This window comes from Terrihabitans aquatilis, from assembly GCF_052542005.1.
The window spans coordinates 403,824-428,975 of sequence record NZ_JBOCUO010000002.1; the positions used below are offsets into that span (position 1 = coordinate 403,824).

General features: G+C 66.7%; 18 protein-coding genes. 15 read left to right on the top strand and 3 right to left on the bottom strand.

The annotated features are described in order from the left end of the window. Positions 1-45 precede the first annotated feature (45 nt). From rph to hemW, 3 genes are read left to right on the top strand one after another with little or no spacing between them, the layout of a single operon-like run. A complete protein-coding gene (gene rph, locus ACQ6S1_RS07940) occupies positions 46-765 on the top strand; it encodes a ribonuclease PH (RefSeq protein WP_445040649.1) in 720 nt (239 codons plus the stop codon). Further along, complete coding sequence (rdgB, locus tag ACQ6S1_RS07945; RefSeq protein ID WP_445040650.1) at positions 762-1,415, top strand: RdgB/HAM1 family non-canonical purine NTP pyrophosphatase; 654 nt, start codon at positions 762-764, stop codon at positions 1,413-1,415. Before rph ends, rdgB begins: the two co-directional genes overlap by 4 nt. Beyond that, entirely contained in the window at positions 1,412-2,563 is a 1,152-nt protein-coding gene (gene hemW, locus ACQ6S1_RS07950; protein WP_445040651.1) for a radical SAM family heme chaperone HemW, read from the top strand. Before rdgB ends, hemW begins: the two co-directional genes overlap by 4 nt. Before the next feature lie 54 nt (positions 2,564-2,617). Here the strand turns inward: hemW and ACQ6S1_RS07955 are convergent, their stop codons facing one another. Then, entirely contained in the window at positions 2,618-3,475 is an 858-nt protein-coding gene (locus tag ACQ6S1_RS07955; protein WP_445040652.1) for an alpha/beta fold hydrolase, read from the bottom strand. A 221-nt stretch (positions 3,476-3,696) separates the two neighbouring features. On the opposite strand from ACQ6S1_RS07955, the gene ACQ6S1_RS07960 reads away from it, so the two are divergent. Both ACQ6S1_RS07960 and ACQ6S1_RS07965 read left to right on the top strand, forming a co-directional pair. After that, positions 3,697-4,629, top strand: coding sequence for a LysR family transcriptional regulator (locus tag ACQ6S1_RS07960; RefSeq protein WP_445040653.1), 933 nt, complete (start codon positions 3,697-3,699; stop codon positions 4,627-4,629). Between the two features lie 527 nt (positions 4,630-5,156). Continuing rightward, a complete protein-coding gene (locus ACQ6S1_RS07965) occupies positions 5,157-6,083 on the top strand; it encodes a hypothetical protein (protein ID WP_445040654.1) in 927 nt (308 codons plus the stop codon). A gap of 9 nt (positions 6,084-6,092) precedes the next feature. Here ACQ6S1_RS07965 and ACQ6S1_RS07970 read toward each other — a convergent pair whose 3' ends face one another. Next, positions 6,093-7,307, bottom strand: coding sequence for a penicillin-binding protein activator (locus tag ACQ6S1_RS07970; RefSeq protein WP_445041240.1), 1,215 nt, complete (start codon positions 7,305-7,307; stop codon positions 6,093-6,095). Positions 7,308-7,442: 135 nt separating this feature from the next. On the opposite strand from ACQ6S1_RS07970, the gene rsmI reads away from it, so the two are divergent. The 10 genes from rsmI (at position 7,443) to ACQ6S1_RS08020 (ending at position 24,187) form a co-directional block, all read left to right on the top strand. Continuing rightward, positions 7,443-8,378 carry a 16S rRNA (cytidine(1402)-2'-O)-methyltransferase gene (gene rsmI, locus ACQ6S1_RS07975; protein WP_445040655.1) on the top strand — a complete coding sequence of 312 codons (936 nt, stop codon included), beginning with the start codon at positions 7,443-7,445 and terminating at the stop codon, positions 8,376-8,378. Beyond that, a complete protein-coding gene (locus ACQ6S1_RS07980; protein WP_445040656.1) occupies positions 8,375-8,749 on the top strand; it encodes a YraN family protein in 375 nt (124 codons plus the stop codon). The genes rsmI and ACQ6S1_RS07980 overlap by 4 nt, the downstream gene beginning before the upstream one ends. Before the next feature lie 23 nt (positions 8,750-8,772). Next, complete coding sequence (gene gshB / locus ACQ6S1_RS07985) at positions 8,773-9,717, top strand: glutathione synthase (RefSeq protein ID WP_445040657.1); 945 nt, start codon at positions 8,773-8,775, stop codon at positions 9,715-9,717. Between the two features lie 41 nt (positions 9,718-9,758). Further along, entirely contained in the window at positions 9,759-12,365 is a 2,607-nt protein-coding gene (gene mprF / locus ACQ6S1_RS07990) for a bifunctional lysylphosphatidylglycerol flippase/synthetase MprF (protein ID WP_445040658.1), read from the top strand. Beyond that, complete coding sequence (locus ACQ6S1_RS07995; protein ID WP_445040659.1) at positions 12,362-13,693, top strand: virulence factor family protein; 1,332 nt, start codon at positions 12,362-12,364, stop codon at positions 13,691-13,693. The genes mprF and ACQ6S1_RS07995 overlap by 4 nt, the downstream gene beginning before the upstream one ends. Positions 13,694-13,765: 72 nt before the next feature. Further along, positions 13,766-15,295, top strand: a complete 1,530-nt coding sequence (locus ACQ6S1_RS08000; RefSeq protein ID WP_445040660.1) for a YifB family Mg chelatase-like AAA ATPase — start codon at positions 13,766-13,768, stop codon at positions 15,293-15,295. 59 nt (positions 15,296-15,354) lie between these two features. Further along, complete coding sequence (gene olsB, locus ACQ6S1_RS08005) at positions 15,355-16,269, top strand: l-ornithine N(alpha)-acyltransferase (protein ID WP_445040661.1); 915 nt, start codon at positions 15,355-15,357, stop codon at positions 16,267-16,269. A 66-nt stretch (positions 16,270-16,335) separates the two neighbouring features. Continuing rightward, entirely contained in the window at positions 16,336-19,032 is a 2,697-nt protein-coding gene (gene mutS / locus ACQ6S1_RS08010; RefSeq protein WP_445040662.1) for a DNA mismatch repair protein MutS, read from the top strand. 43 nt (positions 19,033-19,075) lie between these two features. Next, on the top strand, positions 19,076-21,880 hold the full coding sequence (locus ACQ6S1_RS08015) for a [protein-PII] uridylyltransferase (protein WP_445040663.1): 2,805 nt from the start codon (positions 19,076-19,078) through the stop codon (positions 21,878-21,880). A 156-nt stretch (positions 21,881-22,036) separates the two neighbouring features. Continuing rightward, complete coding sequence (locus ACQ6S1_RS08020; RefSeq protein ID WP_445040664.1) at positions 22,037-24,187, top strand: putative bifunctional diguanylate cyclase/phosphodiesterase; 2,151 nt, start codon at positions 22,037-22,039, stop codon at positions 24,185-24,187. 92 nt (positions 24,188-24,279) lie between these two features. Here ACQ6S1_RS08020 and ACQ6S1_RS08025 read toward each other — a convergent pair whose 3' ends face one another. Further along, positions 24,280-25,044, bottom strand: coding sequence for a L,D-transpeptidase (locus ACQ6S1_RS08025; protein WP_445040665.1), 765 nt, complete (start codon positions 25,042-25,044; stop codon positions 24,280-24,282). Between the last annotated feature and the right edge of the window lie 108 nt (positions 25,045-25,152).

Genomic DNA, 25,152 nt, shown 5'->3' on the forward strand with positions numbered 1-25,152 from the left:
GGGGCAAGAAGGGCGCGATCCCTTTCACGTTTCAGGTTCGTCCCCATGTCCGCACGCCCTTCCAACCGCGCGCCCGATGAAATGCGCCGCGTCTCGCTCGAACGCGGGGTTGCGCGCTACGCCGAGGGATCGTGCCTCGTGAAGTTCGGCGAGACGCATGTCCTGGTCACCGCATCGGTTGAGGAGCGCGCTCCCGGCTGGCTGCGCGGCAGCGGCAAGGGCTGGGTCACGGCCGAATATTCCATGCTGCCCCGCGCCACCCATGAGCGCACACGCCGCGAGGTGAATTCCGGCAAGCCGTCCGGCCGCACGCAGGAAATCCAGCGCCTCATCGGCCGTTCGCTGCGCTCCATCGTCGATCTCCGCGCCCTCAACGAGCGCCAGATCACGGTTGATTGCGATGTGCTGCAGGCCGATGGCGGAACCCGCACGGCCTCCATCACCGGGGCCTGGGTCGCCCTGCACGATTGCCTCACCTGGATGCTGACGCGCCAGATGATCCCGGCCAACCCGCTGCGCGGCCATGTGGCGGCAATCTCCTGCGGCATCGTCGGCGGCACGCCCGTGCTGGATCTCGATTACGCCGAGGATTCCACGGCCCAGACCGACGCCAATTTCGTGATGACCGGCACCGGCGGCATCGTCGAAGTGCAGGGCACGGCCGAGGGTGCGCCCTTTTCCGAGGACGAGCTGCTAGGCATGATGGCGCTGGCCAAGAAGGGCATCGCCGACCTCGTCGATCTCCAGAAGCTGGCGATCGCGTGAGCCGCCGCCTTTCGCGCGGCAGCCGGCTGGTCATCGCCACGCACAATGGCGGCAAGCTGCGCGAATTCCGTGAGCTTCTGGCGCCGTTCGGGCTCGACCTGGTGTCCGCCGGTGAACTCGGCCTCCCAGAGCCCGAGGAGACCGGCACCACATTCGCGGAAAACGCCCGCATCAAGGCGCAGGCCGCCGCCCAGGCCAGCGGATTGCCCGCTCTGGCCGACGATTCGGGGCTGGCCGTGCAGGCATTGTGGGGTGCGCCCGGCATCTTCTCTGCACGCTGGGCCGGTCCGTCGAAGGATTTCGCCGCCGCCATGCAACGCGTGGAAGACGACCTTCAAAGCCGTGGCGCTCGAGAGCCGCAGCAGCGCTCCGCCGCGTTCGTCGCGGCCCTGTGCCTGATGTGGCCGGACGGCACCGCGCAGGAAATCGAAGGTTCGGTTGTGGGCAACCTTGTCTGGCCCCCGCGCGGAAGCCTCGGTTTCGGTTATGATCCGATGTTTCGCCCGCAAGGGCACGAGCGGACGTTCGGCGAGATGAGCGCAGACGAGAAGCACGGCGTGGATTGGCAGGCCCGCTCCGGCCTGTCCCACCGCGCCCGCGCCTTCCTCGCGCTGGCCGAAAATTGCTTCGGGGAGGCTCCCGCGCCTTGAGCGAGGATCCGGGCTTCGGCGTCTACGTCCATTGGCCGTTCTGCGCCGCCAAATGCCCTTATTGCGACTTCAACAGCCACGTCCGGCATCAGCCGATCGATGAAGAACGCTTCGCGCGCGCCTTCGCTCAGGAGATTGCCTGGTTCGGCGCGCTCACGCCCCGCCGCAGCGTCCGCAGCATCTTTCTCGGCGGCGGCACGCCCTCGCTCATGAAGCCGCAGACGGTCGCGGCCGTGCTCGACGCCATTGCCAAAACCTGGCCGATGGAGCCCGGCGCCGAAATCACCCTGGAAGCCAATCCGACCAGCGTGGAAGCCGAAAGGTTCGCGGGTTATCGCAGTGCAGGGATCAACCGCGTCTCACTCGGCGTGCAAAGCTTCGACGATGCGGAGCTGAAGCGCCTGGGCCGCATGCATTCGGCGGAGGAAGCCTTCCGGGCCATCGAGATCGCTCAGACCACGTTCGACCGCTCCTCTTTCGATCTGATCTACGCCCGCCCCGGCCAATCGCCGGAAGATTGGCGCGCCGAGCTGACCGCCGCCCTTACACGTGCGGGCGAGCATCTGTCGCTCTACCAGCTCACCATCGAGGAAGGCACGCCCTACGCGGCGCTCCACGCCGCAGGCAAGCTCCTGATGCCGGACGAGATCACGTCTCGGGCCCTGTGGGATGTCACGCAGGAGGTCACGGGTGCGGCGGGCATGCCGGCCTATGAGATTTCCAATCATTCCCGCCCGGGCGCCCAGTCGCGTCACAATTTGCTCTACTGGCGTTCAGGCGAATGGGCGGGCGTCGGGCCCGGCGCGCATTCGCGCATCAATCTCGCCGATGGCCGCCATGCCATGTCCACCGAGCGCCAGCCGGAACACTGGGCCGCGCGCGTCGAGCAAACCGGCAACGGCGTCATCAGCGACGAAACGCTCGACGCGATCGAGATGGCCGACGAATATTTGCTGATGGGCCTGCGCCTCAGCGAAGGCATCGATGTCGCGCGGTTCGAGCGCATCGCCGGCTTCCAGCTCGATCCCCGCCGCGTCGACGCGTTGGAAGCCAGCGGCTTCATCACCCGCCCCGCTCCGGGCCGGCTCAGCGTGACGCTGGAAGGCTTCCCCGTCCTCGACGCCGTGGTCGCCGATCTGGCAGCATGAGGTGGCCGATGGCCGCGTTAGTAAACGCAGCCATCGAAACCAGCTTTATTCTACTTATGCGCGGCCGAGGAAGTCCCGGATATGCGCGGCAATCACGCCGTGATGCGTCTCCAGCGCAAAATGCCCCGCCTCAAGCAAATGGATCTCGGCATCGGGAAGGTCTTTCCTGTAGGCCTCAGCCCCCGCGGGAATGAACGCCGGGTCATGGCGCCCCCACACCGCCAGAAGCGGCGGCTGATACTCACGGAAATAGGCGTGGAAGGCGGGATAGAGCGCCACGTTGCTGCGATAATCGAGGATCAGATCGAGCTGGATATCCTCTGCTCCGGGACGCGCCATGTAGGCGATGTCGAGTTCATACCCATCGGGCGGCAACAGGCTCCGGTCCGATCCAGTGCCGTACTGCCAGTTCCGGATTGTATCCGGTGCGAGGGATATTCGGCACGCCTCCCGGTTCGCGGCGCTCGGGTTGCGCCAATAGGCTTCCCACGCTCCCCATTCGTCACTGAAGCCTTCGACATAGGCGTTCCCGTTCTGTGAAATGATGGCGGTGACGCGCTCGGGATATTTCATCGAGAGGCGCAGCCCGATCGGTGCGCCATAGTCGAAGATGTAGAGCGCGTAGCGACGAAGCCCTATTGCGTCGACGAAACCCCCGATCACGTCAGCCAGGGCGTCGAAGCTGTAGGTGAATACTCCACGTGGCGGCGCCTTGGTCTGTCCAAAGCCGGGCAGGTCCGGCGCAATCACACGGTAGCGATCGGCCAGTTGGGGGATCAGGTCCCGGAACATGTGACTGGCGGAGGGGAATCCGTGGAGCAGAAGGATGACCGGCGCATCGGCCGGGCCCGCCTCCCTGTAGAACACCTCCACCTCTCCCACCTTCTGGGTGCGGTAGTGAACGACGGGCATCGTATTCTCCTTCGATTTTTCAATTGCGGGCACCGCCCCTGCCCTTCGTGGCATGACCGACGTCATCGGCAATGCCGCTAGGATGGTGAGAATGGAGCGGCGCGAATACACGTCGGCATGGCGGTTCAACGATTGTCTCCTTAACGACAATCCTCATGTATTTATTGCAAACCGCAGGATAATGTTGCCTTCAGATTGGCTTGATTGCAGGTTCTGAAATAATGGATCGGCTGGATGCGATCGCGCTGTTCGTGGCGGCGGTGGATGAGGGTTCGCTCGCTGCCGCAGCACGGCGGCATGGCCGCTCACCGGCGGCCGCTACCCGCGCGGTGACGCTCCTCGAGCATCATGCCGGCGAAACGCTGTTGCGGCGTTCCACCCGCAAGATCAGCCTCACTCCGGCCGGCGACCGCCACCTGGCAATCTGGCGCGATGTACTGTCGAAACTGAGGGAGATCGAGCCCGGAGGCTCCGGGACGCCTCTTGGTGGCGGAATAGTACTTACAGCGCCTGAATTGTTTGGGCGCCTGAAGGTAATGCCTCTCGTCGAAAGCTTTCTCCGAATCCATCCTCACGTCGCCGCGCGCGTTCTGATGGTAAACCGGATCGTCAATTTGATAGGCGAAGGTGTGGATCTCGCGGTGCGCCTTGCGCCGCTTCCCGATTCAACACTGACGGCTATCAACGTCGGCGACATACGCACGCTGCTCTGCGCGTCTCCCGATTATCTGGCCAATTATGGTTCACCGCTCGCATTGGGCGATCTCGATCGCCACGACTGCATCGGGTTAAATGCGGAAGGCGACGGCGAACTGTGGCCCTTCCGTGTGGCGAGCGATCGCGGGACGCGGATGCGGTCCGTGCGAGTGCGCACCCGATTGAGCGTCAACAACGCCGCGGCCGCCATCGACGCCGCCCTGCGCGGACACGGCATCATCTGCGCCCGATCCTATCAGGTCGCGGATCATATCGCCGCCGGCCGGCTCGTCCGTATTCTTTCCGATGTCGAGCCGCCGCCAATGGCCGTGCACATCGTGTTCCCTCGCGATCGCGCGAAGGGAGGCGTCGTGCGGGCCTTCATCGACCATGTGGTGCCCACGCTGAAGCGCGAGCTTCTGCACATCGAGTCGATAATATCGTTGCCAGCCCCCTAGAGGCCCCGCCGCGGCCCAGACGGAAGAAGGCGTTCGTGCCGTCGACGCCTCATGCATTGGTCAGCGCCTGCGCGGTGTAGGGCTGGCCCGGAACGGCTAAGCGCTGTTGCCAAGTCGAGCCTCAGGAAAGCGGCCGTCCTAGGATACGACCTCGATCAACGCGGCCCCGCCCCTGAGAAGACCGTAGGGCACGATTGCGACCAGTAGGTCAAAGGAACGCCGAACATACCAGTTCCCGTGCAGCATTAATGGTCGAGCGGCTGGTATCGCCCAGCCCGAAAAGAACATCAGAGGCGGGTAGAGGAAAAGCATGTAGAAGAGGAAATACAGAACCTCATCATTGCGATCAGAGATCAGTTCCAAAGTGTCTCCTGACTGATCGAAAGTCGTCTGTACCTCCAGTGACGTGTGACAGCCTTCTACGAATCTGCAATCAACGACAAACCTCCGCAGGGGTCGGCAATTGATGACCGACCGCCAAGCTTCGGCCTACCACATTCGTCCTGAGCATAGATCGGGAGAAAACGTTGAAACGCTGCCTGTTGCTTGTTGTCGCTACCCTTCTGGCCATCCCGGCTGCGATGGCCAAGGATCAGGCTTTCGCCACCCAGGCCAACATTGTGTGCCGGGACATCATCGACGCCCGCGACTACCGGACGTTCAAGGCCGCGCGGGATGCGGGCATCGACCTCATCGCGCGCAAGCTGCGCAAGCAGGGCGCACCCTCTCCGGATGAGGCAGCCCGTGTTTCGCAGTTGCTACGGGCGGTCAACGCCGATCTGGAGCGGGCCATCGCGCAGATGCGAAATCTGCCGTCCTCGCCGGCTCTTGAAGCCTACCTCGCCTACGGCCGGTCGAAGATCGAGATCAACAGGAAGCGCCTGGCCTTCCTGGCGGATTTGGAAAACTGGCAATGGCCGCCGGTCGACGATCTGGATACGAGCAGCGTCTCCCAATCCGACGCATTGGCCAGGCTGGGCTTCGACCGGCGCGACTGCGCCCACCTGTTCGACTCGCTGGGCAATCCGCCCGAATTCGCGAATTTCATTCCCATCGCCGCGCAGGCCTGCTCGGCCGCTCACAACGATCTCAGCGCTCCTGGCCTCGATCTGTCGCGCAAGCAAAACCTTGAGGCGATGACGGCGGCCCGCCGAGGCAACCCGCAAAGTCCGCAAGCGGCACCGGCCTTGCGCGCGCTGGCCAACGCCTGGGTCCTGGCAAGCCAAGCCTTCATCCTGGCGGACGCAAGTCTCCCCGAAAAACCGCCCATGTGGGAAGAAAACCTCGCGCGGTTCGTGGAACGGGCGCGCATTTTCGAAATGCGCGCCAATGCCATCGAGCATGGCGATCAGGACGCCATCAAGGAGGCGTTCGCACAGCGCCCCAGCATTCCGGACTTCGCACGCATGGGCCTGCGCGAGACAAGCTGCATGGCCCTGGCCCGGTCTATGTGAACAGCGGGGCTAGAAACCCGCCGCACCGGCAAAGCTCTTCGGCGCCGGGGCCACGATCTGCGCCCCGCCCGAGCCCACCTGCAGCACCGCCAGCCCACGCTCGTTGAGGCCGTTTGCCCGCAGGCGGAAGATGCCGTCCACGCCCTGGAAACCCGACGCATTGGTCAGCGCCTGCGCGGTGTAGCGCTGGCCCGGCTCGGAACGGCTGAGCGCTGCCGCCAGCGAAACCGCGTCATAGGCGAGCGTCGAGGTCCGCGCCGGGTCCGACCCGTAGCGCGCACGATAGCGCTGCTGGAACGAGCGCCAGCCCGCTGTATCTGGCGCGGCATAGAGGCCGCCCGCCAGAGCCGCCGACGATTGCACCGCCCCGTCGTCCCACAGGCCGGTGCCCAGCACCGTCACCCGTTTGAGATCGACGCCGGCCTTGGCCAGAGCCGCAGCCGCCGCAGGCGCCTCGTCGGGCACGAAGATCGCGTCGGCCGAGGCCGAGACCTGGGCGATCCGTCCCGCCGCAGCGCCGATCGCTCCGGCATTGGCGAAGCGTTCCAGCGCCACCACGCGCCCGCCATTCTTGGCCACCGCCTCCTGGAACGCACCTTCGACCACGCTGCCATAGGCATCCTCGGGAAGGAGCGCCGCGAACGATTTCTTCCCGTTCTTGGCGGCATGCGCCACGATGCGGTTGACGTCCGATTGCGGCAGGAAGCTCAGCAGATACACCCCGTTCGTCGCGGCGCTGGCATCGGTCGAGAAGGCCACCAACGGCACATTTGCGCCCTTGGCCACGCGGCCGGCCGAAACCACGCCCTGCGCGAACAACGGCCCGAGAATGATCTCCGCGCCCTCGTTCACGGCCTCCTGCGCCGCGCTGGCCGCACCGGCCGGCGTGCCGCCATCGTCCTTGACGATCAATTGCACGCTCGACACACCAAGCTCGGCCAGCGCCAGCTCGCCGGCGTTCTTCATCGAGCGACCGGCCTCGCCCGCGCCACCGCTGGCGGTCAGCGGCAGGATCAGCGCCACCTTAGCCGCACCCGGCGTCACGGCGTCCAGTTGCCCGGAGGACACTTCGGTCGTGGGTGCCGCCATGGTCGACGATTCAGGAGCGGAGGCGCGCGGGGCCGATCCGCCACCGGAAGAGACGCAGGCTCCGAGGCCGAGCGCGGCAAAGCCCAGCACGGCGAAACGGGGCAAGGTCTGCAGAAAAGACGCGGCGGAAATCATCTGGCTCACCGAATTCCATCGTGAGTGGCCGCGCCTCGTCGTGGCGAGCTGCGGCAATATCCACGTTCGCCGCATTGCCCCTGCAAGGGTCACGGCGTAACGTCCGGGCCCCTGTGGTAAACGACGGATTCACCGATGCCAAGCCCGGCTCCCAATGCCGGCCGAACGAGGCCCGCGACATCGGCCGCGCCGCAATTCTGGATCGAGGGCATCGCCATCGATGCGGTGCGCCCACCCGCCGGGCTCTCGGTCGTGGCCACGCCCATCGGCAATCTCGGTGATATTTCGCTGCGCGCGCTCCACACCCTGGCCGCGGCGGACGCCATCCTGGCCGAGGACAGCCGCGTCACCCGCAAGCTCCTCACCCATTTCGGCATCAAGACGCCGATCCTGCCCTATCACGAGCACAACGCCTCCGAGATGCGGCCGAAAGTGCTGGCCCGCCTCGAAGCGGGCGCGGCACTGGCGCTGGTCTCCGACGCCGGCACGCCGCTCGTCTCCGATCCCGGCTTCAAGCTGGTGCGTGATCTGGCCGATCAGGGCCTGCCCGTCACGGCGCTTCCGGGCGCCTCCGCCGTCCTCACTGGCCTCGTTCTCGGCGGCCTGCCGACCGACCGTTTCTTCTTCGAAGGCTTCCTACCGCCCAAGAGCGCGGCCCGCCGCACCCGCGCGGCGGCGCTGGCCGAGATTCCCGGCACGCTCGTCCTGTTCGAGACCGGTCCACGCATCGCCGCCACTTTGGCCGATCTCGCGGACGTATTGGGACCGCGTCCCGCGGCGGTCGCCCGCGAACTCACCAAGAAGTTCGAGGAGATCCGACGCGGCACCTTGCCAGAGCTCGCCGCTTCCTATGAAGACGCGCCGCAACCGAAAGGCGAGATCGTGCTTCTTATCGCCCCTCCCGGCGAGCCGGAGGCCGCCTCAGCGGATGATCTGGATGCCGCCCTCGGCCAGGCCTTGCAGAACGCTTCGTTGAAGGACGCCGTTGCGGAGGTGGCGAAGGCGACAGGCACGCCCCGGCGCGAGGTCTATGCCCGCGCCCTCGAACTCGCGAAAAGCAGCGACGAATGACGCGGCAAGGTCGGGCACGGCGCGCCGCCTACACGCTCGGCCTGCGCGCGGAAACAATCGCCGCCCTGCTTCTCCGCCTCAAGGGCTACCGCATTCTCGCCCGGCGCTACCCCGCGCCCGTGGGCGAGATCGATCTCGTGGCCCTGCGCCGCCGCACGCTCGTCTTCATCGAGGTCAAGGCCCGCGCCACGCTGGATGACGCCGCCGCCTCGATCCTGCCGTTTCAGCGCAGCCGTATTGTCCGGGGTGCCGAGGCATTCCTGTCGCGTCATCCCCGTTTCTCGGGCTATGACATGCGCTTCGACGCCGTTCTGGTTGCGCCCGGCCATCTGCCGCGCCATCTCGAAGCGGCATTCGATACCCAGTTCTGACCGCCATCCACGGAAAATCAGCCATGGCCCTTCGCGTCGCCGTCCAGATGGATCCCATCGACCGCATCAACATCGCCGGCGATTCCACCTTCGCGCTGCTGCTCGAAGCGCAGGCGCGTGGCCATGAGCTGCATTATTACACGCCCGATCGCCTCGCTCTGGTCGGCGACACGCCCTTCGTGCGCGCCGAGCCTCTGCAGGTGCGCGACAGGGCCGGCGATCATTTCACTCTGGGCGAAAGCGAACGGCGCAAGCTCTCCGATTTCGATGTCATCCTGCTGCGGCAGGACCCGCCCTTCGATCTTGCCTACATCACGACGACGCATCTGCTGGAGCGCGTCCACCCCAAGACGCTCGTGGTCAACAATCCGGCCTCCGTCCGCAACGCACCGGAAAAGGTGTTCGTCACCGAATTCCCGGACCTGATGCCGCCGACGCTCGTCACCCGCGATCCCGCCGAGATCGCCCGCTTCCGAGCCGAACATGGCGACATCGTCATGAAGCCGCTGTACGGCCATGGCGGCGCGGCGGTGTTCCGCGTCCGGCAGGACGATCAGAATTACGGCTCCCTGATCGACATCTTCTCCACCACGTGGCGCGAGCCCTGGGTGGTGCAGACCTTCCTTCCGGCCGTGGCCCAGGGCGACAAGCGCATCATCCTCGTCGATGGCGAATTCGCAGGCGCCGTCAACCGCGTTCCGGCGGCCGACGATCTCCGCTCCAATATGGTGCGCGGCGGCCAGGCGGCGGCCACGGAACTCACGCCGCGCGAGCGTGAGATCTGCGAGCGCATCGGCCCCGCATTGAAGAAGATGGGCCTCCTGTTCGTCGGCATCGACGTGATCGGCGATTACCTCACCGAAATCAACGTCACCTCGCCCACCGGCATTCGCGCCATCCAGCGGGTCGGCGGGCCGGATATTGCCGCAATCATCTGGGACAGGATCGCCGACGCACGCCGGTCCTGATCGGCCGACCGCCGCGAAACGTCCTCTTTCTTCGGTGCCGAATGGCCGCCCCTAACACAGATGTCCCGGCCGCTCCCGAGGAGGAGACCGGCCGCTTCTCGCTGGCGCGTCTCGGCCCATGGCGTCATGCCGTCACGGCCCTGGTCGTGGCGATCGTGCTCGGCCTGGTCTGGCTCGCGCTCAGCCATTTCGCCGAAGAGGTCACCTATCAGGACATCGCGCAGGAACTGGCATCGACCCCCTGGTCGTCGATAGGTCTGGCCATATTCGCCACCTTCGCCAGCTTCATCACGTTGTCCTTCTACGACGTGTCGGCGCTGCGCTTCATCGGCCGCCCGCTGCCCTATCCGCAGGTCGGCCTCACCTCGTTCTTCGCCTATGCGGTCGGTAATGTCGCGGGCTTCGGCCCCCTGACGGGCGGCGCGGTGCGCTATCATTTCTACGCGCCCATGGGCCTCGACGCCGAGGACATCGGCAAGATCGTCGCCTTCGTCACCGCCACCTTCACGCTCGGCATCGCCTCCGTCACCGGCCTCGGACTGATCTTCGTGGCCGAAGACGTCGCGGCGCCCTTGCGCCTGCCTCCTTCGCTGCTGCAGGGGGCGGGCTGGGCCACCGTCGGTCTCGTCATTTTCCTCGGCGTGTTATCCGCGCTCGGCAAGGAAGCGCGCCTGTTCGGCCGTGTCATCCGGCTGCCGAAGCCGCACATCTTCGCCCTTCAGATCATCATCGCGGCGGGCGATCTGGCCTGCTCCGGCGCGGCGCTCTGGTTCCTCCTGCCGGATTCGGGCATGACGCTGCCGGGCTTTATCGCCATCTACAGCGTCGCGGTCGGGCTCGGCATTCTCAGCCATGTGCCGGGCGGCATCGGCGTCTTTGATGCCGTCATCATCGCGGTCATGGGCCGTCACATGCCGATCAACCAGGTGTTCGGCGCGCTCATCCTGTATCGCGCGATCTATTATCTGCTGCCCCTGTTCGTGTCCGCGCTGGCCGCGAGCTTTCTCACCGCGCGCCGCATCGTCCAGGGCTCGCATTCCACGGCCATCCGCAACGCGGCCCGCGTGGCTCCGGCCGTGCTGTCGGCGCTCACCTTCTGCCTCGGCGCCATCCTCATCCTGTCGAGCGTCACGCCCGCGACCGACGCCGCGCTCGGCGCGCTGTCCGGCATCGTGCCCCTGTTCGTGCTGGAAAGCGCCCATTTCCTCTCCAGCGTTCTGGGGCTGGGCCTCCTCATCGTGGCGCGCGGTCTGGCCTTCCGCCTCACGGGCGCGTGGTGGATCGCCCTGTTCGCCATCGGCGCGGCCATCGTGCTGTCGCTGATCAAGGCCGTCGCCCTGATCGAGGCCGGCCTCCTCGTGCTCCTGCTTCTCTCATTGATCGCGACGCGCGATCAATTCACCCGCCCCTCGCTGCTGACCGACCAGATCCTGTCGCCGGCCTGGCTCGCGGCCATCGCCACCATTCTCGTCACCGCCCTGGCCGTCCTGTTCGTGGCCTATCGCGATGTCGATTACGTGCACGAGCTCTGGTGGCAGTTCGAGGTTTCGGCCGAAGCGCCGCGCTCGCTGCGGGCTCTGCTCGGCATTTCCCTTCTCGCGGGCTGCATCGCCGGCTGGAACCTGCTTCGCCACGCCCGCTATCCCGCCACCATCCCCACTCCCGAGGATCTCGAGCGCATCGGCCCCATCATCGACGGCCAGCCACAGGCCGACGCCAATCTGGCGCGCACGGGCGACAAGAGCCTGATGTTTTCGGAAGATGGCCGCGCCTTCATCATGTATGGCGCGCGGGCACGCACCTGGGTCGCGCTGTTCGATCCGATCGGCCCGCAGGATGCCTGGCCGGCGCTCATCTGGCGCTTCGTGGAAGCTGCGCGCGAAGCCGGCGCCCGCGCCGTGTTCTACCAGGTCGCCGCCGACAATCTGGCGCTCTACGCCGATGTCGGCCTGCAGGCCTTTAAGCTCGGTGAGGAAGCACGTCTCGACCTCACCGAATTCGACCTCGTCGGCTCCCGGCGAGCCACCCTGCGCCAGACCCATGCGCGCGGCCAGCGCGAAGGCCTCGTTTTCGAAATCGTCGAAATCGCCGACATTCCCGCCATCCTGACGGACCTCCAGCGCGTTTCGGATTCCTGGCTGGCCCATCACAAGGCGCGCGAAAAACGCTTCTCGCTCGGCGCCTTCAGCCCCACTTACATCCTCTCTCAGCCCGTCGCGATCCTTCGCCACGAGGGCCGCATCGTCGCCTTCGCCAATCTGCTCACCACGCAGACGCGGGAGGAAGCCTCCATCGACCTCATGCGCTTCGAGAAGGAAGCGCCCAAGATCGCCATGGAATTTCTCTTCACCACGCTGTGCCTTCATTTCAAGGCCCAGGGATTCCACTGGTTCGTGCTCGGCATGGCTCCGCTGTCGGGCATGTCGCGCAGCCCGGCCGCGCCGCTCTGGCACCGCATCGGTCGCGCCCTGTTCGAGCACGGCGAGCGGTTCTATAATTTTCGGGGCCTGCGGGCCTTCAAGACCAAATTCAGCCCGCATTGGAGCCCGCGCTATTTCGCGGTGCCGGGCGGCATCGAGCCGGCCATCGCGCTCACCGATGTCGCGGCGCTGATCGGCGGCGGGTTGAAGGGGGTCATCACGAAGTGAAAATCCGGCTCGCTCTCCTGCTCGCAGGCCTCGCTTTTCCTGCCGCCGCGCAGGAGGTCGCGCCACCGCCGCCCGCTCCCCCGCTCGACGCCGGTCTTCTCGGCACCCCCCTCATCCTCAAGCCCGCCATTTCTGCGAAGGGCGTCGCCTACATCGTCTCCGGCCTCGATGGTTGGGGCGCGCGCGAACAGGCCGCCGCCGAGGAGGTGCAGGCCGCCGGCATCGCCGCCATCGGCATCGACCTGGCGGACTACAAGACGCGCCTCGACGCCGACGACGGCGAATGCCTCTATCTCGTCAGCGATCTCGAAGGCGTCAGCTATCAGGTGCAGCGCGAGCTCGGCATCCAGACCTATCGCTCGCCCGTCATCGGCGGCTTCGCGGAAGGCGGCGGCCTTGTCCTGTCCATCGCCCAGCAGACCCCCGCCGCCACCATCGGCGCGGCCATCGCCGTCGATGCCGAAGCTCCGCCCACCTTCGCGAAGCCGCTCTGCGGTCTCGATGCCGATCCGCCGGAAACCGGCATCGCCGCCATCCGCGCGCTCTCGACGCCGGCCGCAAGCCAGAACGGCCGCGGCGTGGTAACGGCCGTCGCCGCTCGAGGCATCGCCATCGAGGCGTCTGACACCGCAGACACTCCATCCCACGCGCTCGCCGTCGCTCTTGTCGCAAGCCTCGCCGCGCCGACGAAAGCCGACGACCGCCTGTCCGCGCTCCCCCTCGTCGAACTCGCCGCCACCACGCCATCCGACACGATCGCCATCGTCTATTCCGGTGACGGCGGCTGGCGCGACCTCGACAAGACCATCGCCGAAACCTTCCAGGCCCGTGGCGTGTCCACGATCGGCGTCGATTCGCTGCGCTATTTCTGGTCCGAGAAAAAGCCGGAAGACGTCGCCCGCGACCTCAAATCCATCATCGACCGCTACCGCACACGCTGGCACGCAAAGCATGTTCTTCTGGTGGGCTATTCCTTCGGTGCCGATATGCTGCCCGAAGTCTTCAATCTCCTCCCCGCCGCCACGCAGAAGCTCGTTTCCCAGATATCCCTTCTCGGCTTTTCCGAACAGGCGGGCTACGAAATCTCGGTCGCCGGGTGGCTTGGACAGGCCACCGCCGAGGGCCATCCCACCCTTCCGGAACTTGCCCGCATCGATCCCGCCCTGATCCAGTGCATCTATGGACGCGAGGAGGACGACAGCGCCTGCCCCGCCCTCGCCGGCAAGGGCATCGAGATAGTCGAAACCGAGGGCGGCCACCATTTCGACGAGGATTACGAGGCCCTCGCGGCCCGCATTCTGGAAGGAGCCCGGCGTCGAACCCATTGATGTTCTTCAAATGTTCTTGACGCGCACGCCCGCTTCGTCCAGCGTGCGGTCATCATTGCTGGGGAGCAATTCATGGTCGCGTTCGTCTCAACAATGGCCTTCGAAGGCATCGAGGCGAAGCCGGTCGACGTCCAGGTCCAGCTCGCCTCGGGCCTGCCCGCCTTCACACTCGTCGGCCTCGGCGACAAGGCCGTCACCGAAGCACGCGAGCGGGTGCGTGCCGCCCTCACAGCATCGGGGCTCGCTCTGCCGCCCAAGCGCATCACCATCAACCTCGCCCCGGCCGACCTGCCGAAAGAAGGCTCCCATTACGATCTTCCCATAGCGCTCGGCCTCATGGCCGCCATGGGCGCTCTGCCTCAGGAAGCTCTTGCCGGCTACACGGTGCTCGGCGAACTGGCGCTCGACGGCACGATCAGCCGGGTCGCGGGCGTCCTGCCGGCCGCCATCGCCGCCAATGCGCGCGGCCACGGCCTCATCTGCCCCGCCGCCGACGGGCCGGAAGCCGCCTGGGCCAGCGCCGATCTGGATATCCTCGCCCCGCAATCCCTCATCCAGCTCGTCAACCATTTCAAGGGCACGCAATTGATGGCCCGCCCACGCCCCGGCCTGCGCGAAACGGTGCCGGACGATCTCGATCTGCGCGACGTGAAGGGACAGGAAACCGCCAAGCGCGCGCTGGAGATCGCGGCTGCCGGCGGGCACAACCTCATCATGGTCGGCCCGCCCGGCGCCGGCAAAAGCATGCTGGCCGCGCGCCTGCCGTCCATCCTGCCGCCGCTCGCCCCGCCGGAATTGCTGGAGCTCGCCATGATCCGCTCGGTCGCGGGCGATCTGGCGGGCGGCGTGCTGTCGGACCGACGGCCCTTCCGCGCTCCGCACCATTCGGCCAGCATGGCGGCCCTTGTCGGCGGGGGTGTCCGCCCACGCCCCGGCGAGATCGCGCTGTCCCACAACGGCGTCCTGTTCCTCGATGAGCTGCCGGAATTCCAGCCGGCCGTTCTCGATGCGCTGCGCCAGCCGCTCGAGACCGGCAATGTTTCGGTGGCACGGGCCAATCATCGCATCACCTATCCGGCCCGCTTTCAGCTCATCGCCGCCATGAACCCCTGCAAATGCGGCCGCGCCGGCGAGCCTGGCCATGTCTGTCGGCGCGGCGCACGCTGCGCCGATGAATATCGCAGCCGCCTGTCCGGCCCCCTGCTCGATCGCATCGACCTGCACATCGAGGTCGCCGCCGTCACGGCCACCGATCTCCTCCTGCCGCCGCCGACCGAAGGCAGCCGTGAAGTCGCGGCCCGTGTCGCCGCCGCGCGCGGCATGCAGAAACTCCGGTATGAGGCCATGGGCCTGCCCGCCCGCACCAATGCCGAGGCCGGCGCCAGCGCGATCGAGGTCGCGGCCGCGCCGGACAAAGCGGGCCTGCGCCTTCTTCAGGAGGCCGCCAGCGCCATGCGCTTATCAGCACGCGGCTATCATCGCGTGCTCAAGGTCGCCCGCACCATCGCCGACCTTGCCGGGGCCGAGGAGGTCGGCCGCGTTCATCTCGCCGAAGCCCTGTCCTATCGGACATTGGTCGACAAGGTCGCGCTGGCCGCCTAGTTTAACCGGGCCGGATATTTGTCACACATCTGTCCTGAGAATGTGTTGGAACAGGTGTTATGCAGAACGTTACTTCACTGTTCCCGCCTTTCGCAGTAAAGCCCGCCCGATGGTGGCCGGGTTTTGCCGGCGCCACGCCGCATGGGCCGGAACGGATGCCGGAGACCCTCGGCCGGATCGGCAACCTCGAAGTCCGCCTCGCGCACAAGCGCAAGGAGATCAAGCGCGCCCAGCGGCTGCGCTACCGCGTCTTCTTCGAGGAGATGTCGGCCATTCCCAGCCCGGCGGCGCGCCTCACCCGCCGCGACAAGGACCGTTACGACGCGGTCTGCGATCATCTCGTGGTGTTCGATCACACACTCGCGCCGGGGCATTTCGGCCAGCCGAAAAAGCCCCGTGTCGTCGGCACCTATCGCCTGCTGCGGCAGGACGCGGCCCGGATCGCCGGTGGCTTCTACACCGCGTCGGAATTCGACATCGCGCCGCTTCTCGCCGCCCATCCCGGCCAGAACATGCTGGAGCTTGGCCGCTCCTGCGTGCTGCCCGCCTACCGCGACAAGCGCACGGTCGAATTGCTGTGGCAGGGGATCTGGGCCTACATCCTGGCTCACGACGCCGACATCATGTTCGGCTGCGCCAGCCTGGAGGGCACCGATCCCAACGCGCTCGCGCTGCCGCTCAGCTACCTCCACCATTATCACACCGCCGGCGGCGAATGGGCGGCGCGCGCCTTGGCGCAGCACCGCGTGCCGATGGACCTCATCCCGAAGGAAGCCATCGACCCCAAGGCGGCCTTGCGTGCGCTGCCGCCCCTCATCAAGGGCTATCTGCGGCTCGGCGCCATGGTGGGTGACGGCGCGGTGGTCGATCGCCAGTTCGGCACCACCGACGTGCTGATGATCCTGCCCCGCAAGATCATCAATCCGCGCTACATCGATTATTACGGACCCTCGGCCGGCCGCCACGCCGCCTGAAACCGTCCACAGCCAGCCGCATGGGATGGCGTGAAACCGCCCGCGCTCTCTGCTAGCAAAGACGGCATGAAAGCGGACACGGCGAGCGAGGGGCAAAGCGGGGCGGACAGCCGCGTCACGCCCATGATGGCGCAATATCTCGAGATCAAGAGCGCCAATCCGGATTGCCTCCTGTTCTATCGGATGGGCGATTTCTACGAGCTGTTCTTCGACGATGCCGAACTGGCCAGCCGCGCCCTAGGCATCACGCTGACGAAGCGCGGCAAGCACCGGGGTGCCGACATCCCGATGTGCGGCGTGCCGGTCGAGCGCTCCGAGGATTACCTGCACCGGCTGATCGAGCGCGGCTTCCGCGTTGCGGTGTGCGAGCAGATCGAAGACCCGGCGGAAGCGAAGAAGCGCGGCGGCAAATCCGTCGTCCAGCGCGATGTGGTGCGCCTCGTCACCGCCGGCACCCTCACCGAGGACAATCTGCTCGATCCCCGGCGCGCCAATCGCCTGGCCGCCCTGTCGCGCCTGCGCACGGGCGAAGAGGAGGTCGTGTTCGGCATCGCCGCGCTCGATATCTCGACCGGCATCTTCGCTGTTTCGGAGGCCGGCCAGAAAGGCCTCGGCGCGGAGCTGGCGCGGCTCGAACCCGCGGAAATCGTGGTGCCGGAAAGCTTCCTCGAAGACGCCGCCCTCGCCGAGCTTCTCGGAAGTCTCGGCGTTCCGCTCGCGCCTGCCGGCCGGGATATGTCCGATGGCGCCAGCGCCGCCCGCCGCCTGGGCGAGATTTACGGCACCTCCACCGTGGATGGCTTCGGCGCGCTCAGCCGGTCCGAGCTTTGCGCCGCGGCGCTTGCCGCGAGCTATGTCGCCCGCAGCCAGCGCGCGGCCCACCCGCCGCTTGCCATTCCCCGCCGCTCGGAACGCGGGCTTTTTCTCGAAATCGACGCCGCCACCCGCGCCAGCCTCGAACTCACCCGCACCCTGTCCGGCGAGCAGACCGGCAGCGTCCTCCATGCGGTGGACCGCTCGGTCACGGCCGGCGGCAGCCGCCTTCTGGCGGAGCGCCTCGCCAGTCCCCTCACCGACCCGGACGCCATTCTCGCGCGGCTGGATGCGGTCTCGCATTTCGTCGACGATGCCGCCTTACGGAGCGACATTCGCACCTCGCTCAAGGCCGCGCCGGATCTCGCCCGCGCCGTGCAGCGTCTGGCCTTCGGCCGGGGCGGCCCGCGTGATCTCGCCTGCGTCCGCGACGGGCTCATAGCCGCCGGCACCCTTGCCGCGCGGCTGAACGGCAACCTCCCGGCCGTCCTCGAGGGCATCCGCGCCGCACTGCTTTCGCCCGATCCGGCATGGGAAAAGGCCCTGTGCGACGCGCTGGCCGACGATCTGCCGTTGCGCACCTCCGATGGCGGCTTCGTGCGTGGGGGCCAGGACGCCGAGCTCGACGCGCAGCGCGCATTGCGTGACGATTCCCGCCGCGTCATCGCCGGCATGCAGGCGCGCTATGCCGAAGAGACCAGCCACCGCACCCTGCGCATCAAGCATACCAATTTTCTCGGCTATTTCGTCGAGGTGCCCGCCCAGGCCGGGGAGGAGCTGCGGCTTCCCCCGTGGAATGAAACCTTCGTTCATCGCCAGACGCTGCAGGGCGCCATGCGCTTCTCCACGGTCGAATTGTCCGACCTGGAAACCCGCATCGCCGCCGCGGCCGACCGCGCTTTGTCGCGGGAAATGGCGATCTTCGCAGCTCTGTCGGCAACGATCATCTCCGCGCACGAGGTGCTGAAGAAGGTCGCGGACGCACTCGCCGGGCTCGATGTGGCCGCAGCTCTCGCCGAGCTCGCGGTCGAGCAACGCTACGCCCGTCCCCGCATCGATCGCTCGCTGGCGTTCGAGATCGAGGGCGGCCGCCACCCGGTTGTCGAGCAGGCTTTGGCCGGCGCGGCCTTCATCGCCAACGATTGCACTCTGTCGGTCGGTGACGGAGAAGCAGGTCAAATCTGGCTCGTCACCGGCCCCAATATGGGCGGCAAGTCCACCTTCCTGCGCCAGAACGCGCTCATCGCCATCCTCGCCCAAGCCGGTAGCTTCGTGCCGGCCGCATCCGCCCATATCGGCGTGGTCGATCGGCTGTTCAGCCGCGTCGGCGCGGCCGACGATCTCGCACGCGGGCGCTCCACCTTCATGGTCGAGATGGTAGAAACCGCCGCCATCCTCAATCAGGCCACGGAGCGCTCGCTTGTCATCCTGGACGAGATCGGCCGCGGCACCTCCACCTTCGATGGCCTGTCCATCGCCTGGGCTACGGTCGAGCATCTGCACGCGACGAACCGAAGCCGGGCGCTGTTCGCCACCCATTTCCATGAGCTGACGCAGCTCGCCAAGCGTCTCGAGCGTCTCGTCAACGTCACCATGCGCGTGGCCGAATGGAAGGGCGACGTGGTTTTCCTCCACGAGGTCGCGCCCGGCGTTGCCGACCGCTCCTACGGCGTGCAGGTCGCCAAGCTCGCCGGCCTCCCCGGCGCCGTGGTCGAGCGCGCCCGCACCATCCTCGCCGAACTCGAAGGCGCCGAACGCGGTGCCCCGCGCAAGGCCCTGATCGACGACCTGCCCCTGTTCGCCGCTCTCGCCCAGCCCGCCAGCGCTCCCCCGCCTGCCGAGGAAGAACCCGCGCTGGAGGCCCTCGACGCGCTCGATCCCGACGCCCTCACCCCCCGCGCCGCGCTGGAGGCGCTCTATCGGCTGAAATCCCTGCGCTCATCCGGCTGAAAGGCCCCTGTTCGCGGGCCCGGCCACGGCATAGATTGGCGGCATGAACGTCGCCCTGCGCAAGAAGCCCGTCTCGACGCTGCCCATCCTGATCGATCGCGCCCGGCTCGACGCCGATCTCGACGCCATCGCCGCCACCCATGCCGACGATCAGCCGGCGCGGGTCAACGCGGTCAAGGCCCGGCTCAAGGAGGCTCTGCGCGAGGGCCGCGAGATCGCCCGGCTCTGGCTGGAGGAAAATGCCCACGGCCGCGCCTGCGCCCAGCAGATCTCGCACCTCATGGACGAGATCATCCGCGCGCTGCACGCCTATATCCTGCGCCACGTCCATCCCACGGCTCCGAACGCGGCCGCCAGCGAGCGTCTCGCCATCATCGCGGTCGGCGGCTACGGGCGCGGCCTGCTCGCGCCGGGCTCCGACATCGATCTCCTGTTTCTTTCACCGAGTGACGCCACGCTTTGGGGCCACGCGGTGGTCGAGGCCATGCTTTACGTGCTGTGGGATCTCGGCTTGAAGATCGGCCATTCCGTGCGCGGCCTCGACGAATGCATCCGCCAGTCGCGCGCCGATATCACCATCCGCACCGCCGTGCTCGAGGCCCGCCCGATCTGCGGCGACGTCGAGCTTGCCGAGGTTTTGGCCGCCCGCTTCGACCGCGAGGTCGTGCAGGGCACCGCGCTCGAATTCGTCACCGCCAAGCTCGCCGAGCGCGACGAGCGCTACCGCCGCACCGAAACCTCGCGCTATGTGGTCGAGCCCAACGTCAAGGAGGGCAAAGGCGGCCTGCGCGATCTCCACACGCTGTTCTGGATCGCCAAATACGTCTACCGCGTCCGCGAGGTCGAGGATCTGGTGGAGGCCGGCCTGTTCTCGGGCTCGGAGCTCACCATGTTCCTCAAGGCCGAGGACTTCCTGTGGGCCGTGCGCTGCCATCTGCACTTCGCCACGGGCCGCGCCGAGGACCGCCTGAGCTTCGATCTGCAGCCCGAGATCGCCTCCCGCCTCGGCTATCAGGTCCATCCCGGCCTCACGCCGGTCGAGCGTTTCATGAAGCATTACTTCGTCGTCGCGAAGGATGTCGGCGATCTCACCGCCATCGTCTGCGCCGCTCTGGAGCAGAAGCACGCCAAGAAGCCGCCTCGGCTCGATCGCATTTTCCGTCCGTGGAAGCACAGCGCCATGAAGCCGCGCCCGCTGCCGGAGACGGAGGACTTCCTGGTCGTGGGCGAGCGCCTGACGGTGCGCGACAACGAGGTCTTCACGCGCGATCCCGTCAACCTCATCCGCATCTTCCATCTGGCGGATCGCCACGATCTGGCCCTCCACCCCGACGCGATGCGCCTCGTCACGCGCTCGCTCAAGCTGATCGGACGCGCCACGCGTGAGGATCCCGAGGCCAACCGGCTCTTCCTGGAAATCCTCACCTCGCGCCAGGCGCCGGAGACCGTTCTGCGCCGCATGAACGAGACCGGCGTGCTCGGCCGCTTCATCCCGGAATTCGGCAAGGTCGTCGGGATGATGCAGTTCAACATGTATCACCATTACACGGTGGACGAGCATCTCATCCGGGCGGTCGGCATCCTGGCCGAGATGGAAGCCGGCAATCTGAACGAAGAGCACCCGCTGTCGAATTCGGTGCTGCCCGAAATCACGAGCCGCACCCTGCTCTACGTCGCGGTCCTGTTTCACGACATCGCCAAGGGACGGCCGGACGATCATTCGCTCGCTGGCGCGCGCATCATGCGCAAGCTTGGGCCGCGCCTCGGCCTTTCGCCGGCCGACACCGAGACCGCCGCCTGGCTCATCGAGAACCACCTGCTGATGTCCAACACGGCCCAGTCGCGCGACATCTCCGACGCCGGCACGATCCAGGCCTTCTCCGCCAAGGTCCAGACGCTGGAGCGTCTGAAGATGCTGCTCGTGCTCACGGTCGCCGACGTGAAGGCCGTAGGCCCGGGCGTGTGGACGGCGTGGAAGGGCCAGCTCCTGCGCACGCTCTATTGGGAGAGCGAGCTCGTCCTCGCCGGCGGTCATTCCATGACCGATCGCAACAAGCGCGTCGCCGCCGCAAAGGCCCGCACGCGCGAGGCGCTGCCCGACTGGTCGGACGAGGATTACGCCTCCTACGCCTCCCGGCACTATCCGCCCTATTGGCTGAAGGTGGAGCCGGAGCGCCGCGTCGCCCATGCCCGCTTCTTCCGGCAGGCCGAGAAGGCCGACACCCGCCTCGCCACCGATTTCACGACCCATGCCGAACACGGCGTGACGGAGATCACCGTCCTCGCGCAGGACCATCCGCGTCTGCTCGCGGTCATCGCCGGCGCCTGCGCGGCCATCGGCGCCAACATCGTCGACGCCTACATCAACACGACGACCGACGGCATGGCGCTCGATTCCATCTTCGTCGATCGCGCCTTTGCCGATGAAGACGACGAACGCCGCCGGGCGGGGCGCATCGCCACCACCATCGAGCGCGCGCTCCTGGGCGAGGTGTGGCTGACCGACGCCATGCAGAAGAAGGCCGAGCAGCGCCACCGCCGCACCCGCGCCTTCGACATCGAGCCGCAGGTCATCGTCACCAATGAATGGTCGCACCGCTACACGGTCATCGAGGTCTCGGGTCTCGACCGGCCGGGCCTGCTCTATGAGCTGACGGCCAGCGTCTCCCGGCTCAACCTCAACATCGCCTCCGCGCACATCGTCACGTTTGGCGAGAAAGCGGTCGACGTGTTCTATGTGACCGATCTGACGGGCGGGAAGATCACCTCGCCCGCGCGCCAGGAAGCCATCCGGTCTGCGCTTGTGGACGTGCTGTCATCGCCCGCAGAACTTGGCCCGCTGCACTGACCGCGTGGTGACGAACATGACGCTTGTGCATGCCTAAACCTGCGGCAATGGGCAAAAACTTCGGTCAAATACCGCGAAAACCCGATCCATCCAGCTTCGGGGAAAGATGTCGTTAAGTCCCGCGCGACATAGCTTGACCCGAGGAGCGGGAGAGACATGGCCGGGATCGGGGATCGAGACGCGCAGCAGGCGGTGACGGCAGGGGCCGCCGACGCCTCAGGCACCGTTACGCTCGACGCGCTGACCACCGCCCGCCTCGACGCCGAAGCCGCGCTCGCGCAGGCCCGCCGCGCCGAGGAGCGCCTGCGCGAAGCCCTGGAAATCCTGCCCGAGGGCATCGTCTTCCTCAACAGCGACGGCCGATACATCCTCTGGAACCAGAAATACGCCGAGATGTATGCCGGCACGGCGGACCTGTTCCACGAGGGCGCTCGCCTGGAGGAGACGCTGCGGATCGGCGTCTCGCGCGGCAATTACCCCGATGCGGCCGGCCGCGAGGAGGAATGGATCGCCCAGCGCATGGCCCATCTGCAGCGCGCCGAAGGACGTCACGAGCAGAAGCTGAAGGATGGCCGCACCATCCTGATCCAGGAACGCCGCACCAAGGATGGCGGCATCATCGGCCTGCGGGTCGATGTCACCGAGATGAAGGCACGCGAGGAATCCTTCCGCCTGCTCTTCGCCGAGAACCCCGTTCCCATGTTTGTCCATGCACTGGACGACGACCGCATCCTCGCCGTCAACGAGGCGGCCGAGCAGCATTACGGTTTCAGCGCCGCCGAACTGCTCGGCATGCGGCTGTCCGATCTGCGCGTGCCCGAAAGAGACATCGGGACCCCGAAACCATCGGAGCCGGAAACCGGAACCACCTGGCGGCAGCGCAAGAGCAATGGCGAGGAGATTTCCGTCGTCGTCTATGCCCGCGATCTTCCGTATGAGGGCCGCCCGGCGGCTCTGCTCGCCATGGTCGACATCACGGAGCGCCAGCGGGCGGAGCAGCGCGTCGCCTTCATGGCGCACCACGATGCCCTGACCGGCCTGCCGAACCGCACCCTGTTCCGCGAGCGCGTGGCCCAGGCCTTGCGCCTCAACCGGCGCGACGAAATGGTCGGCATGCTCTGCATCGACCTCGACGACTTCAAGGCGGTCAACGACACGTTCGGCCATCCCACGGGCGATCATCTGCTCCAGCTGGTCACGATGCGCCTGCGCGACGAGGTGCGCGAAACCGATACGGTCGCCCGGCTCGGCGGCGACGAATTCGCCATCCTGCAGACCGGCATCGCCAATCCGGAAGACGCGAGCGCACTGGCAGGTCGCCTCGTGCAGGCGGTATCCGCCCCCTACGAGATCGATGGCCACATCATTTCCGTGGGCATTTCGGTCGGCATCGCGCTCGGCCCGGGCGACGGCGCCGATTGCGAGCGGCTCCTGAAGAGCGCCGACATGGCGCTTTACCGCTCCAAGACGGAGGGCCGTGGCACTTATTGCTTCTTCGAGACCGGCATGGATGCCCGGCTTCAGGCCCGCCGCAGGATGGAATTCGACCTCCGCCACGCTCTGGCAACCGAGGCGTTCGAGGTTCATTACCAGCCCCTCGTCACCCTGGCGACCGGCGTGGTGTCCGGCTTCGAGGCTCTCGCGCGCTGGAACCACCCGGAAATAGGCGAGATCTCGCCCGCGGATTTCATCCCCGTCTGCGAGGAAATGGGCCTCATCACCTCGCTGGGCGCCTATGTGCTGCGCCGCGCCTGCCGCGACGCCGCCGCCTGGCCGGACGACATCAAGGTCGCGGTCAATCTCTCGCCGATCCAGTTTCGCGCCGGCAATCTGTTCGCGGTCGTTGCCGATGCGCTGAAAACGTCGGGCCTGGCCCCGCAGCGCCTCGAACTTGAGATCACCGAAACCCTTTTGCTCGAAAAGAGCGAGCACGTGCTCGCCACCCTTCACGCCTTGCGCGCGCTCGGTGTCCGCATCTCCATGGACGATTTCGGAACGGGCTATTCCTCGCTGAGCTATCTGCGCTCGTTCCCGTTCGACAAGATCAAGATCGACCGGTCTTTCGTCAGCAACCTCACGCACAATCCCGATTCCCAAGCCATCGTGCGCGCCATCCTCAGCCTCGGCGCCAGTCTCGGCATCACCATCACTGCCGAGGGCGTGGAGAACGAAAGCGATCTCGCCTGCCTCAAGGCCGAGGGTTGCCCCGAAGGTCAGGGCTTCCTGTTCGCGCGCGCTTTGCCCGCCCCCTCGGCAGCCGCCCTCCTCGCGGCCCCGCGGCCGCAGCCCGACACCATCCCCGCCTAGATCACACGGCGTCCGCGCCGCATCTGTCGATCAAACGAAAACAGCCGCCCCGAGGGGCGGCTGCCTTACGCGTTTGAAAGATTGCGCCCTTTTCAGAGCGGCTGGCGCCAATACTCGCCCTGGCCGCCCTGGCCGTAGGATGCCATCGGGCCGGTGTTTCCAACCATGCCGTGCTGGTGCACCACCACCGTCGTTCCGGTCGGAACCCGCTGGTAGAGATCGATGATGTCCTGCGCGAACATGCGGATGCAGCCGCTGGACACCGCCGTGCCGATCGTGTGCGGCTCGCTCGTTCCGTGGATGCGGTACAGCGTGTCGCGGTTGCCCTGGAACAGATACAGCGCGCGCGAACCCAGCGGGTTCTGCGGGCCGCCTTCCATGCCGCCGGCCCATTGCGCGTTGCGCTCTGGTTCGCGGCGGATCATGTCGGCGGTCGGCGTCCAGCGCGGCCACATCGCCTTGCGCTTGATCGTGGCGCGGCCATCCCAGGCCAATCCCTCGCGACCCACGCCGATGCCGTAGCGCAGCGACTGGCCGCCTTCCTGGATCAGATAGAGGAACCGCTCCTGCGTATCGACGACGATCGTGCCGGGCTGTTCCGGCCCGTTATAGGCCACGACCTGCCGGATGAACTTGGGATGCACGCGCGAAATATCCGTCGCCGGCACTGGGAATTTCTCGTTCGGCAGCGGCCCGTACATGTCGAGCACGTCGCGCGGATGGTTGTAACGCGGGCCGCCGCTCTGCGCAGGAGCCATCGCAGTCGTGCCTGAGGTGACGCATCCGCCCAGAGCGAGGGCAAGTGCCGCCGCACCGGACACCAGGAAGCAGCGACGATCGATCGTGGGAAGGGACATGAACGGGTATCTCAACTCTGACACGCAACAGGTGCAACAAGGCGGCGGCACCGATTGCTTAGCCGAGGAAACCCGCAAGACGGAAGGCGGATCCATGGCGAAAACACG

What these genes read in the sequence shown, in the direction of transcription:
- rph (WP_445040649.1), top strand. Translation starts at nt 46, where the DNA reads ATGTCCGCACGCCCTTCCAACCGCGCGCCCGATGAAATGCGCCGCGTC.
- ACQ6S1_RS07955 (WP_445040652.1), bottom strand. Translation starts at nt 3,475, where the DNA reads ATGCCCGTCGTTCACTACCGCACCCAGAAGGTGGGAGAGGTGGAGGTG.
- ACQ6S1_RS07960 (WP_445040653.1), top strand. Translation starts at nt 3,697, where the DNA reads ATGGATCGGCTGGATGCGATCGCGCTGTTCGTGGCGGCGGTGGATGAG.
- ACQ6S1_RS07970 (WP_445041240.1), bottom strand. Translation starts at nt 7,307, where the DNA reads ATGATTTCCGCCGCGTCTTTTCTGCAGACCTTGCCCCGTTTCGCCGTG.
- rsmI (WP_445040655.1), top strand. Translation starts at nt 7,443, where the DNA reads ATGCCAAGCCCGGCTCCCAATGCCGGCCGAACGAGGCCCGCGACATCG.
- ACQ6S1_RS07980 (WP_445040656.1), top strand. Translation starts at nt 8,375, where the DNA reads ATGACGCGGCAAGGTCGGGCACGGCGCGCCGCCTACACGCTCGGCCTG.
- gshB (WP_445040657.1), top strand. Translation starts at nt 8,773, where the DNA reads ATGGCCCTTCGCGTCGCCGTCCAGATGGATCCCATCGACCGCATCAAC.
- mprF (WP_445040658.1), top strand. Translation starts at nt 9,759, where the DNA reads ATGGCCGCCCCTAACACAGATGTCCCGGCCGCTCCCGAGGAGGAGACC.
- ACQ6S1_RS08000 (WP_445040660.1), top strand. Translation starts at nt 13,766, where the DNA reads ATGGTCGCGTTCGTCTCAACAATGGCCTTCGAAGGCATCGAGGCGAAG.
- olsB (WP_445040661.1), top strand. Translation starts at nt 15,355, where the DNA reads ATGCAGAACGTTACTTCACTGTTCCCGCCTTTCGCAGTAAAGCCCGCC.
- mutS (WP_445040662.1), top strand. Translation starts at nt 16,336, where the DNA reads ATGAAAGCGGACACGGCGAGCGAGGGGCAAAGCGGGGCGGACAGCCGC.
- ACQ6S1_RS08015 (WP_445040663.1), top strand. Translation starts at nt 19,076, where the DNA reads ATGAACGTCGCCCTGCGCAAGAAGCCCGTCTCGACGCTGCCCATCCTG.
- ACQ6S1_RS08020 (WP_445040664.1), top strand. Translation starts at nt 22,037, where the DNA reads ATGGCCGGGATCGGGGATCGAGACGCGCAGCAGGCGGTGACGGCAGGG.
- ACQ6S1_RS08025 (WP_445040665.1), bottom strand. Translation starts at nt 25,044, where the DNA reads ATGTCCCTTCCCACGATCGATCGTCGCTGCTTCCTGGTGTCCGGTGCG.